Source organism: Anaeromusa acidaminophila DSM 3853 (assembly GCF_000374545.1).
Lineage (GTDB): Bacteria > Bacillota > Negativicutes > Anaeromusales > Anaeromusaceae > Anaeromusa > Anaeromusa acidaminophila.
The window spans coordinates 104,332-117,066 of the sequence record NZ_KB894587.1 but is presented as its reverse complement, the minus strand read 5'-3'; the positions used below and the strand labels follow the sequence as shown (position 1 = coordinate 117,066).

At 50.6% G+C, this 12,735-nt stretch carries 9 protein-coding genes; 3 read left to right on the top strand and 6 right to left on the bottom strand.

Going from position 1 to position 12,735, the window contains the following annotated elements; translation table 11 throughout:
- Nucleotides 1–7 precede the first annotated feature (7 nt).
- The 6 genes from C508_RS0105910 to C508_RS0105885 form a co-directional block, all read right to left on the bottom strand.
- Nucleotides 8–1,495, bottom strand: coding sequence for a hydrogenase large subunit (locus C508_RS0105910; protein WP_018702624.1), 1,488 nt, complete (start codon nt 1,493–1,495; stop codon nt 8–10).
- Nucleotides 1,482–2,966, bottom strand: coding sequence for a proton-conducting transporter transmembrane domain-containing protein (locus tag C508_RS0105905; RefSeq protein WP_018702623.1), 1,485 nt, complete (start codon nt 2,964–2,966; stop codon nt 1,482–1,484). Before C508_RS0105905 ends, C508_RS0105910 begins: the two co-directional genes overlap by 14 nt.
- A gap of 7 nt (nt 2,967–2,973) precedes the next feature.
- Entirely contained in the window at nt 2,974–3,600 is a 627-nt protein-coding gene (locus tag C508_RS0105900) for a hypothetical protein (protein ID WP_018702622.1), read from the bottom strand.
- Between the two features lie 22 nt (nt 3,601–3,622).
- A complete protein-coding gene (locus tag C508_RS0105895) occupies nt 3,623–4,507 on the bottom strand; it encodes a respiratory chain complex I subunit 1 family protein (protein ID WP_018702621.1) in 885 nt (294 codons plus the stop codon).
- 4 nt (nt 4,508–4,511) lie between these two features.
- On the bottom strand, nt 4,512–6,425 hold the full coding sequence (locus tag C508_RS17915) for a proton-conducting transporter transmembrane domain-containing protein (protein ID WP_018702620.1): 1,914 nt from the start codon (nt 6,423–6,425) through the stop codon (nt 4,512–4,514).
- Nucleotides 6,426–6,756: 331 nt separating this feature from the next.
- The gene (locus C508_RS0105885) at nt 6,757–7,311 is read right to left on the bottom strand and encodes a hypothetical protein (RefSeq protein ID WP_018702619.1); all 555 of its coding nucleotides are present in this window, start codon (nt 7,309–7,311) and stop codon (nt 6,757–6,759) included.
- 328 nt (nt 7,312–7,639) lie between these two features.
- Between C508_RS0105885 and C508_RS0105880 the strand changes: the two genes are divergently transcribed.
- The 3 genes from C508_RS0105880 (at nt 7,640) to C508_RS0105870 (ending at nt 12,635) form a co-directional block, all read left to right on the top strand.
- Nucleotides 7,640–9,043: a DASS family sodium-coupled anion symporter gene (locus C508_RS0105880; protein WP_018702618.1), complete on the top strand. Its 1,404-nt coding sequence runs from the start codon at nt 7,640–7,642 to the stop codon at nt 9,041–9,043.
- A 236-nt stretch (nt 9,044–9,279) separates the two neighbouring features.
- Nucleotides 9,280–10,686, top strand: a complete 1,407-nt coding sequence (locus C508_RS0105875; protein ID WP_018702617.1) for an aspartate ammonia-lyase — start codon at nt 9,280–9,282, stop codon at nt 10,684–10,686.
- Between the two features lie 263 nt (nt 10,687–10,949).
- Nucleotides 10,950–12,635 (top strand): glutamine--tRNA ligase/YqeY domain fusion protein, encoded by a 1,686-nt coding sequence (locus tag C508_RS0105870; RefSeq protein ID WP_018702616.1) that lies wholly within the window; start codon nt 10,950–10,952, stop codon nt 12,633–12,635.
- The last annotated feature ends 100 nt before the right edge of the window (nt 12,636–12,735 follow it).

Sequence of the window (12,735 nt, the reverse complement as noted above, 5' to 3'; positions counted from 1 at the left end):
CGTACTCCTAACGGTCGAGACAAGCGTAACACAGCTCGAAGCTTTTGTTAATTAAAGGGAAGTCAGGGATGATGTTTCCCGGTACGGTGAGCGGTACGGCCATCCAGTTGGGGTAGGACGCAGAACGTAAGAAGAGACGGGACAGATGACCGCTGCTGTCAATTTGCAGCCAGATGAATTCGCCGCCGCGGGGAGATTCCGCCCAACCTAAAGCGCTGCCTGGCGGCGGCAAGGGCGGAATCGGCGTTTGTATGGGGCCGGGCGGCAATTGGCGCAGCGCTTTGCCTAAAAGCAGCAGACTTTCCTGGGCTTCGTCGGCGCGCAAAAAAAGCCGGGCGGCGACATCGCCTTCTTTACGAACCGGGATGTGCGGCTGCAAGGATTGGTAAGCGCCGTAGGGAAGATCCCGGCGTAAATCGATATTTACGCCGGAAGCGCGCGCCGCAGGACCGACTACGCCAAGATCCAAGGCGGCTTTATGGGGCAGAATGCCCGTGGTTTCCGTGCGTTGGCTTAAAGCGTCATGTCCGGCTAAAAGGTCAATGAAGTTTTTTACCTTTTCTTCAAGCTGTCCTAAAAACTGCAGCAGTTCTTGCTGGTCTTTGTCATTGATATCACGGGATACGCCGCCCGGCGTGATCCAGCTGCGCAAGAAACGGTGCCCGGTAAGGCGTTCATTCCAACGCTGGCAATCTTCTTTCAAGCGGCTGCCGATGCTGACGCCTGCGTGAAAACCGACGCCGGCGCAAAGATTTCCCATATCGCCCAAATGATTGTAAAGGCGCTCCAGCTCGCAGGCGATAAGGCGCAGCATAGCGGCGCGAGGCGGAATTTCCTGGCGGCAAAGCGTTTCAACCGCCTGACAGAAGGCCATGGCATGGGTGACGCTGCAAGCGCCGCACACGCGTTCTACGCCATGAAGAGCCTGGCTGACGGTGCGGCCTTCCATGGCTTTTTCTACGCCGCGGTGCGTGTAGAAAAGACGCGCTTCTAAATGCAGTACGTTTTCACCGGCTTGGGTGAAGCGAAAATGACCCGGCTCAATAATGCCGGCGTGAATGGGGCCGACTGGCGTTTCAAAAAGACTGTCGCCGCTGGCGCGAGGCACTGGAAAGGCTTCTCCTTCTGGAGGTAGTGCGGCTCCCGCATCTTTACGCAGCGGAAAGACGCCGCGCGCATGATGCAGCACCAGTGGACGCAAGTCAGGATGACCAGCCGGAGACAGGCCGAATAAATCGTGAATTTCCCGCTCATACCAGGCGGCGCCGGGGAAGATAGCAGTAATACTGGGGAAAGAGGACGAGGAGGCGGAGAGGGGCAGACGCAGCAGTTGCAAATCCTGCTCTTGGACCTGGAAAAACACGGCATAAATGGCATACACGCCGTGCAACGCTCTCTCGTCATTTGCGAATAAGGCGGACAGTTGATAATTGCGTCCGTGAAGCTGCGCGATTTGCGCCTGCCAATTTACGGGCAATACATCATGGCTTTGCATAAGGGGCACCTCCCAGGGCAATCAAAGTGGCGTCATTCAGCAGTTGGACCAGCATATCCGGCAGGAAGAGCCCGCCAATGGCCACCAGCAGCAAAGAGCCGATCAGAATGAAGCGAGTTAAATGATTTAAAGACACGGAGTGGTGACTGTGCGGCGCTGTACCGCCTGTGAGCTGGCCGGCGTAGTGCATTAAACCGGCAAAAGCGCCTGCTAAAAGAAGCAGCAGCAAAGCGGCCAGCCAAGGGCGATCTGCGGCGAAAAGCGCCTGGAGCAGCAAGAACTTGCTGAGGAAAACGCTAAAGGGAGGCGTGCCGGTAATGGACAGCATGGCTGCCAAGAAAATCCACCCAAGGAAAGGAGAGGATTGCAAAAGACCGCGAATGCGGGAAAGCTGCCGCGAATGATATTCCTGCGTAATAAAGCCGGCTGCATAGAAAAGCGCGGACTTAGTAAAGCCATGCGTCAGCACATGCAGCAGGCAGGCAAAGAGGGCGGCAGGCGTGCCGACGCCGGCGCCGATGGCGAGAATGCCCATGTGCTCCACACTGGAGTAAGCGAGCAGACGCTTGAGATCATGCTGCAGCAGCAAAAAGGGAACCGCTACTGCCAGTGACAAAATGCCTAAAGCAAGCAGCGCTGTTTCTGGCAGTCCTGGCGGCAGAGATGGGCGCAAGATAGCGATGTGGCGCAGCAGTACATAAAAGGCGCAACTGAGCAACGCCCCGGACAAGAGGCCGCTTACAGGCGCTGGCGCTTGGCTGTGGGCGTCGGGCAGCCAGGTGTGCATAGGCGCTAAGCCGGCTTTGGTGGCGTACCCAATCAGCAGGAAAGCAAAAGCCAGGCGAGATAAAGGAGCATCTAAAAGAACGCCAGGCTGGCTGAGCGCGACAAGGCTTAAGGGCTGTTCCAGCGCGATACCGGCTGTGGCTTGCGCTTGGTACAACAAAATAGCGCCAAGCATAGCCAGGCTGATGCCAACCGTGCAAAGGAGTACGTACTTCCAAGCGGCTTCCAGGGAGGAGCGGTTGGATTGGAATGCTACAAGCAAGGTGCTGGCTAGAGTGGTGGCCTCAATGGCTACCCAGACAAAGCCTAGATTTTCTAGAAATAAGGCGCTTTGCATAGTGAAAATAAATAATTGCAACAGCGCATAATATTGGCCTAAGCGGCGAGGCTGCAGATGCCCTCCGGCAATTTCGGCGGCTAAGTACGGGCCGGAAACTACTAAGGCGGACAATCCCAAAGAAGCGACCAAAAGGGAAAAAATCAGACTGAGTGCATCGACATATAACCAATTATCCCAGGCGAGTGGCAGCGGGCCTTGCAGCCAAAGCCAGCCGACGGAGCTTAATGAGAGAACGGCGGCGGCCACATTGAGGCGATACAGCCAGGGAGAATTTTTGAAAAGAACGATGCTGCCTAAGGCCGCTGCCAAAGGGCAGAACATGGTGAATAAGGCAAATAAATACATGTGGCGATCATCCTTTGAGATTTTTTAACACGGACGTATCTGTAGTTTGGAAGGAATATTTTAAACGGCGCGTGAGGACTACCAAGACGATGACAGCTACGAGAAGATCCAGGAAAATTCCAAGCTCAATCACTAAAGGCAAGCCGCCGGTGATGGAAAGTCCCAACAGATACAACCCGTTTTCTAACGTGACAAGGCCGACGATTTGTAGCGGCGCCTGACGGCGAATCATCAAAAGCAGCAAACCCAACAGCACTAAGGTAATAGCGGTGGAGAGAATGTCTCTGCCGCTGGAAGCGGGCAAAGCCCCGGACAGCAGACCATGCGAAAGCATGAGTAAAAGACCGCCGGCAAAAAAAGACATATTGGGTGATAAAATGGGATGAGTTTCTTTTTCCGTTTTAAGGCGCAGCACCAGGCGGCGCAGACTGTAGGGGATAAGCATTCCTTTGATGAGCAAAGTCAAAATGGCGGCGATGAAAAGATGGCTTTCGTTTTGAGAAAGGCCGGCATATAAGCATACGCCGCTAAGGAGCAGTGATTGTAAAAAAAGAATAATAACTGCGGTTTTAAGTGCGGTTACACGCAGCAAAGTCAGGGCTGAGGCCAGTAAAAGCATGGAAAGTAAAGACAAGAAAAGCGCCTCCTTAGTTTGACTAGAGTCTTGAAGAGAGAGAAAGTAAGGAAAAAACAGCCGACAGCGCCAGGTATTGCGGCACACGGAAGAGGCGCATCTTGACAGTGACCATTTCCGCTAAGCCGATAAGGGGCGCCGTGAGCAGCGTTTTTAAAAATAAACCGAAAAAACCATCGAAAGGAGCCGGCAGGACCGGCAAAAAGAGGGAGGCAAAGAGGAAGGCCAAGGTGAGTTCACGGATCATGGAAGCCCAGTGGATAGGGGCTAAATCTTGACCGGCGTACTCCAAGACCATGGCTTCATGGATCATCGTCAGTTCCAGATGGGTGTCGGGATTATCAACAGGAATACGGCCGCTTTCCGCTAAAAGTACAGTGAAAAAAGCAGTTGCCGCGAAAATTTCCGGTAAACCGAAGGCGCGCAGCTGCGCTGCCTCTAGGAGTGAGGCGAGGCTGGTAGCGCCGGCGCTTAAGGCCAACTGGAAAAAAGAGAGCAGCAGCGCTGGCTCGACTAAAGCGGCGACATACATTTCTCGAGAAGAACCCATTCCTCCGAAAGCGCTGGAGACTTCCAAGCCGGCAATGGCTAGACAGAAGCGGCCTAAAGCCCAGAGACCGCCTAAAAAGAGTAAATCATTGCCGGTACCCGGGAGAATGGGGAGCATCGCGGCGGCGCCTAAGGCGCAGGCTGCGTAAAGAGGCGGCCAGGCTCCAAAGAGAGGGGAGGCGCTGGTCGAGCGCAGCGGCTGTTTGCGAAAAAGACGTTGCAGTTCAAAGTATGGCTGCCAGATCGGCGCGCCTTGGCGATTTTGTAGATATGCTTTGGTTTTGCGGACTACGCCGGTAAAGGCGGGGGCTAGCAAAGCCAAACCAAGAGTTTGTAGAAAAAGCGAAGTTGTATCCATGGGATCACCACCTAATGCTGTAATACAGGCAAGCAACCGTTGCCGTTAAAATATAGGTCATATAGAGTTGAATCGAGCCTGCCTGCATAGAGCGCAGGCGGGAGGCTGCGCGGAGAATCGAATGCTGCAGGGGCTGATAAAGATATTCGATAAGGTAGCGCGTACGCGACAGGTGATGCTGTAAAGAGCCTCCCCAATAAGGATGGATTCCTTGACGGAGCAGAACACTTTGCGCCGGGCCGACAAGGCTGGCGAAGGCGCGTTGGAACGGTTGGGCTTGCGCAGTCGCACTGTAGCCAAAATGAGCTTCCGGTACGATGCCGCAGGTCCAGGTAGGAAGTTGCGGCGTTTGCCGCTGCGCCACCAGAAAGGCCAGAAAGACAGCGGCCAGAGCCAAGAGCCAAGCGGTGGCGGAATAGGGCAGCGAGGGGAGGGCGCTTGCTTGCAGCCAGAGCAGGCGCAAGCTGTCAGCCTGCCAAGTGGCTAGAAGGGTCAAAATAACCAGTCCCATGGGCGCCTGAACAAGAGCGCCTTTAGGAGCGTGAAACTCAGGACGCCAAGATCTCTTTTCCGGTCCAAATACAGGCAGAGCCAAGGCCTTTAAAAAAGCTGCCGCGCTGGTTGCTGCCGCTAGACCTAAGGCGGCTAGGGCGATACCGGCGGGCAAAGGAGCGTCCACAGGGCCGCTGCCTAAGGCTAAAATGCTTTGAAACAGCAGCCATTCGCCGGGAAAACCCGCAAAGAAAGGCAGGCCGGCGGCGCTGCAACTGCCAATTCCCAGGCAAAGGCAGGTGCCCGGCATGCGGCGCCAGAGGCCGCCTAAGGCGTCAAGGCTGCCTGTGCCGACGGCATGGATTACCGAACCGACCCCTAAAAACAGCAAACTTTTATAGAGAGCATGCAAAAAGACGTGCAGCAGCGCTGCATTCCAGGCGAGGGACGCCAGGTAAACATCTCCGTAGAGCTGGCCAAGCAGGCCAGCGCCGAGCAGCGCAAAAATTAAACCCAGATTTTCGGCGCTGCAAAAAGCGAGCAGGCGTTTCCAGTCGCCTTCCGTGACCGCATATAGGGCCCCCATGAGCGCTGAAAGGCAGCCAGCGCCTACTAGCAGCCAGCCCCACCAGGCAGCAGCGGCGAAGGGAAGAAAATCCCATAAGAAACGGCACATTCCATAGACCGCCGTTTTCAACATGATGCCGGACATTAAGGCGGATACATGGGAAGGGGCGGCCGGATGAGCCCGAGAGAGCCAAATGTGTAAGGGAACTAAACCGGCTTTGATGGCAAATCCCAAAAAAGCAAGCAAGAAAATAAGGCTGCTCAGAGAACCGGGCGGCAGGCTGCCGAAACTTGCAAAATCCAGGGAACCGCTGGAGGCGCTTAAGAGAAGAAAAGAACCTAAAAGGCAGGCCGTGCCGATATGAGTCATCAGCAGGTAGAGAAAACCGGTACGAATAGAACGCTTCTTTTGATCCTGGTAACGGACTAAGAGAAAAGAGGTCCAAGCCATGATTTCCCAGGCAAAGAAAAAGAAATAAACATGGGAGGCGGCAAAGACGCCCGCCATGCCGGCGAGGAATAGATTCCAGCAAGAAGCTAGGCGACGCGGTTGCTGTAAATGGTGGGTGTAAGCGATCGCATACCAGGAAGCGAAAACGCCAACCAGGCCAAAAGGCAGAAAAAAAGATGCTGCCAACCAATCCAATTTTAGTAATTCGGATTTGCTGGACAGCAAGGAAAAAGGAAGTAAAAACATATTTGGTTGAAACAGGCAGACTGCGAGGGCAATCAGGCAGATACTTCCGCCTATGCTGCACAGATAAGCCATCCTAGTCCTAGCGGGAAGCGGTGGCAGAACTGCAAGACAGCCTACGCTAAAAAAAGCAAGAGCTGCAAAAAATAACCAATCTACCGACACGAGAAAACACCTTCTTCATTAACATTTCCAATGTACTTTCTCAATAGAAAGCTGGATAGCACCAACATTTTATTATAAATTTCATAAAAGAACAAAAGTAGTATTTTCGTAAATTATCGTATAAAAATGCGATAATAGAGCATGAGCATAAATTTTCGAAAAAATACGCACAGAAGCAAAAAAATACAGCTTGTTTGGACCTAAAGCGAAGGAACGCTTAAAAGAGGCTTGGTTTTTTAGAAATAAAAAGAACCCGCAGTGTCTAGCCTGCGGGTTCTAGCGAGTTTCTGGTTGTAAAGAAAGTCCTTGGCAAAAATCTGGAAGAAGTAACTTAGTTGCTTGCTGCGGGAGCGGCGGAAGTCTGAGCTGCGCGCAGGCGCAATTGTTCTTCTTTAATGCGCAGCAGCCAGGCGTCCACTTCTGAAAAGATGCGGTGTTCAACGCCGCTGTTCACGCTGAGCGGCTGCACATCCCAGATGTTCAGCTTACGGGTCTGGTTGGTGAAATTAGGATTGTCGGAGAGGCAAAACAAGGTTCCTTGTAAACGAATAGAGACCAACGTATCATCGTCATATACGCCGTGACTGTACGTGAATTCCTGGACTGTATCAAGACGGATAGCCAGTAGTAAGGCAGCCTGGTTGTTGCGTCGCAGTTCTTCCAAAGCGGTTAAATCCCAACTAGCAGGAAACGGCGTGGCTAGGCGTTCGTAGATAGGGAGTCGGTAGGAGCGCTCCATTTTTTGCGTGAGCGCTGCAGCAACTTGCGAGGAGATGTCGCCGGAAACGGGAACTAAGGCAATGCGTTCGATCGGGAAGGCGCTGACCGTGGCTGGGCTTATTAAAATACAGAAAAGGAAAAGAAACAAAACAAACCAACGATACATGCAAATCCCTCCTAAGGTTAAAATCTTTTAATTTAGTATAGCATGAAGAAAAATAAAAAATAAAATCAAATAAAATGCAGAAAAGGAGTGGATTATAACTAAAAAAGATAAAAAATGCATGAAAATGAAGAAATATACGACTTTTCCCGTGGTGAAGAATCTCGTATAATAAAAAACGGACACAGAAGTGTCTGAATTTTTTTACTAGCACAATGTATACAAAATACGTAATTCAGAATCAAAAATAGAAAAAACAAGTAAAGGAGGAATTGTAGCGCCTACTTTTTAAAAAGAGAAAAGAGAAAGTAAGAACAGGGGGATGCAAGACGTGAATGGAAAGGTAGTTCGCGGTGTATTGTGTGTGTTAATTGGTATGGGCATTTGGTTTGCGCCAATGCCGGAAGGAGTCAAGGTGGAGGCCTGGCATCTGCTGGCTGTGTTTATTGCCACCATTGCGGCCTTTATCTTACAGCCAGTCGCTATTGGCTCTGCAGCGGTTATTGGCTTGGCTACCGTTGTATTTACAGGGGTTCTGAAACCTGGACAGGCTCTGGAGGGGTTTTCGGCTACGGTTATTTGGCTGATTGTAGCGGCATTTATGTTTTCCAAAGGCTTTATTAAAACCGGCTTGGGACGGAGGATTGCCTTCGTCTTGATGCAGCGTTTCGGCAGTAGTACTTTAAAGTTGGCTTATACGCTTTCGTTTACCGATTTGATCATAGCTCCCTTTACTCCCTCTAATACGGCGAGGGGCGGCGGCATTATTTATCCTATTACACGTAGCTTGTGCACTGCGTTTGGTTCAGAACCAGGGCCCTCACGCCGCAAGGTAGGGGCGTATCTGATGTTAAGCGCTTATAGTGCGGTTATTATTAGCGCCTCTATTTTCATGACAGCAGCCTCTAATAACGTGGTAGCTGTAAAATTGACACAAGACTTGTTTGGCAAAACGATTACCTGGATGGATTGGTTTTTAGCTACGTCGCTTCCAGGGGCGATCTGTACGATCGTGTTTCCTTATTTGATTTACAAGCTCTATCCGCCGGAAGTCAAAGAAACGCCGGAAGCAAAGGATTTGGCGCGTGATGAACTGCAGCGTATGGGCCCCATGAGCTCGGCTGAAAAGATTCTTACTGTAATTTTTGGTATTTCCTTGGTGCTGTGGGCTACTACGTCTATTACGAATTTTGATTCTGCTTTTATTGCGATTGCCGGCTTATCTGCTATGCTGGTAACCAAGGTGCTTGAATGGGAAGATGTGTTAGATGAAAAAGGCGCCTGGGATGTACTGATCTGGATGGGCGTGTTAGTAAATATGGCAGCTTATTTGGCTAAATTCGGATTGATGGGCTGGTTTGCTTCGACGGTAGGCGCGCAGATGGTAGGCATTGACTGGATGACCATGCTGATTGTACTCTTTATTATCTACAATTATGTTCACTATGGTTTTGCCAGTAATACAGCTCACGTCATGGCTCTGTTTGGCGCATTTGCGACCGTAGCCGTGGCGGCGGGAGCCCCTGTGATGTTAACCGCCATTTTGCTAGGCGTTTTTGCTAATACTTGTTCTATGCTGACTCATTTTGCTTGCGGTGTAACACCGATATTTTTTGGAGCTGGCTATATTACTATGGGCGAGTTTTGGAAAATAGGCTTTGTTTTGGCAACCGTGCACATTTTGATTTGGCTAGGCATAGGGATGCCATGGATGAAATTACTGGGAATTTGGTAAAATCAAAAAAATAACACATGCATAGATTTGCAGTGGTGGATAAGCGGCTTATTTAAAAACAAGTGTAACTTTTGCCTTGCCAAGGAGAATTTGCAGAGGTATAATGAACTCAAGAAGAGGGCAGAAAAATCTGCCTTTTCAAATGAGCATACACGTATACAAAATATACAATAAGTTGTACAAAACACAGTGCTTTTGAAAAGAAACTGTGGGAGAAATGAAAAGGGGGAAATGGTATGCGTTTGGAACATGATTTTCTTGGAGAATTGCAAGTGGCAGATGAGGTGTACTACGGGGTGCAAACCATGCGGGCGATGGAGAATTTCCGCATAACCGGCCATAATCTGGACAGCGATTTCATTGTTGCTTTGGCTATGGTGAAAAAAGCAGCGGCGAAGGCTAACATGGCGACAGGTCGTTTGGATCAAACGATCGGCAATGCTCTTGTGGCAGCAGCCGATGAAATTATTGCGGGAAAACTGCATGACCAATTTCCGGTAGATCCCATTCAAGGGGGCGCTGGTACTTCTATTAATATGAACACCAATGAAGTGCTTTGTAATCGGGCCTTGGAAATTCTCGGCGATAAAAAAGGAAATTATGATCGGATTTCGCCGAACAACCATGCTAATATGGCGCAATCTACTAATGACGCCTTCCCGACGGCGATTAAAGTTTGCTCTATTCAAAAAGGACGTTTGCTGGTGAAAGCGCTGCGCGAATTAGCGGAAGCGCTGGAAGTTAAGGCTGAGAAATTCAAGCGGGTTATGAAAATGGGACGGACTCATTTGCAAGATGCTGTGCCGGTTACGTTGGGCCAGGAATTTGCGTCCCATGCTTCCGCGGTCCGTCGCGGCGCCAAGCGTATTGAAACCGCGCTGGACCAACTGCACGCTGTTAATATGGGCGCTACTGCAGTGGGTACCGGCCTGAACGCCGAGCCGGAATATATTGTTGAAGTGGCGAAGCAATTGGCGGAGATTACAGGCGAACCCTTCGTTACAGCCGGCAATTTGATGGATGCTACTCAAAATACGGACGGTTTTGCGGATATCTCCGGCGCCATGAAGATTACGGCGCTACCGTTGATTAAGATGGCTAATGACTTCCGGCTGATGGCTTCCGGTCCTCGCTGCGGTTTGGGCGAATTGAAACTGCCGCCTCGCCAGCCTGGTTCTTCGATTATGCCTGGTAAGGTGAATCCGGTCATTCCGGAAGTGCTCAATCAAACCTGCTACCAGGTTATCGGCAATGATTTGGCAGTAACCTTGGGCGTGGAAAACGGTCAGTTTGAGCTCAATGTTATGGAACCGGTTATGGCGTACAACATCTTTAATTCGATGACGATGCTGACTAATGCAGTGAACACGTTCCGGACATTGTGCCTGGAAAATGTGGAAGCCGATGAAAAACAATGTCAGAAATGGTTGGATAACAGCGTGGGCATTGTTACGGCGCTATTGCCGCATGTTGGGTATGAAAACTCTTCCATGCTGGCCAAAGAAGCGTATGCTACAGGCCGTCCTATCCGCGATTTGATTCTGGAGAAGAAGCTGTTGACGCAAGAAGCGATGGATATTATCCTGTCGCCGGAAGAAATGACCGTACCGGGCATTGCAGGAAAAAAACTGTTAGTGAAGTAAGAACTCTTTGATTCAGAAGGTTTGCAAAGAAGCCTCGGGTGACCGAGGCTTCTTTTGCGTCCTGCGGACCGGCTTGCTCTAAAAAGTAGCCAAAACAAAGGCGGCTACCCTAAGCCATTATGTTCAAAAACTCGTACTTCGTAACCCTCCTGAGTACCCTCTATTTACTCCCTCTACTCTTGTTCAATATTTTTTCTCTGGCCCTGGCCTAAAAAGCTATGCTAAAATACTATAATAGAATACAGAATAAAGGAGTCAGCATCATGAGCACAGATGAATCTTTTGTCTCTACGCATTTCATTCAAGCTATTATTAATGAAGATAATAAATCCAATAAGTATGGTCAGAAGGTGCATACGCGCTTTCCGCCCGAGCCAAACGGCTATTTACATATCGGTCATGCTAAGTCTATTTGCCTTAATTTTGGCTTGGCTTTAGAGTATGGCGGGCAATGCAATTTACGGTTTGATGATACGAACCCCAGTAAAGAAGAAACCGAATATGTTGATTCCATTCAAGAAGATGTACATTGGCTGGGCTTTGATTGGCAAGAGCGACGCTTTTACGCTTCCGATTATTTTGAGAAGCTCTATGAATGCGCCTGTCAATTAATTCGCGACGGCAAGGCCTTTGTTTGCGATTTGACAGCGGAGCAAATGCGCGAACATCGGGGGACTTTGACTGAGCCGGGCAAGGAAAGCCCTTGCCGTAACCGGAGCATCGAAGAAAACCTCGATTTGTTTGCACGTATGCGGGCTGGAGAATTTGCCGACGGCAGCCGGACGCTGCGCGCGAAAATCGATATGGCCTCGCCGAACTTGAATATGCGCGATCCTGTATTGTATCGGATCATGCGGGCGCACCATCACCGTACAGGAGATGCCTGGTGCATTTACCCTATGTATGATTACGCGCATCCAGTTTCCGATGCATTAGAGGGCATTACGCACTCCATCTGCACCTTGGAATTTGAGGACCATCGGCCGCTTTACGACTGGACGCTGACGGCGCTGGGATTTGACCCGCGGCCACAGCAGATTGAATTTGCTCGGCTCAATCTTACTCGGACAATCATGAGCAAACGCTATCTGCGGCGTCTAGTGGAGGAAGGTCGTGTCAGCGGCTGGGACGATCCTCGCATGCCGACCATTTCCGGTTTGCGGCGCAGAGGCTATACGGCAGCGGCTATTCGTGATTTTTGCGAGCGTATTGGCGTGGCGAAAAGCAACAGCCAAGTCGATGTGGCGATGCTGGAGCATTGTGTGCGGGAAGATCTCAATGCCAAGGCGGCGCGGGCCATGGCGGTGCTTCGGCCGCTCAAGGTGGTTATTACCAATTACCCGGAAGGCCATGAAGAATGGCTGAACGCGGAAAATAATCCGGAGAATCCGGAGATGGGCGAGCGGCAGATTCCTTTTGGGCGAGAATTGTATATTGAACAAGAAGACTTTATGGAAGACCCGCCTAAAAAGTTTTTCCGTTTGGCTCCGGGCAAAGAAGTGCGTCTCAAGCACGCTTATATTATTTGCTGCGAAGAAGTAGTGAAAGACGAAAACGGCAATATAGTAGAAGTGCGGTGCACCTATGATGCGGACACCAAAAGCGGCGGCCCCAACAGCGCGAAGAAAGTCAAAGGGGTGTTGCATTGGGTTTCGGCGGCACATGCGAAAAAGGCGCAGGTGCGTTTGTATGATTATCTGTTGCTGCCCGAAGAAGATGGCGTAGAGAGTACTGATTTCGAAAAGCGAATGAATCCGGCATCTTTGGAGATTGTGGAAGCGATGGTGGAGCCGTCGCTGGCGGCAGCGACTCCGGGAGCTCATTATCAATTCCTGCGTACCGGATATTTCTGTGTGGATGCAGTAGATTCTAAAGCGGACGCGCTGGTGTTTAATCGCGTTGTTGGCTTGCGTGACTCCTGGGCCAAGGTACAGAAGAACCAAGGATAACATAAATAGTAGAAAAGCGTGCCTTGGGGCACGCTTTTTTTCTGCGTTAGCAGGATTTATGGACCTGTGTGGAGGAATATATCCATAATACAGTAATAAC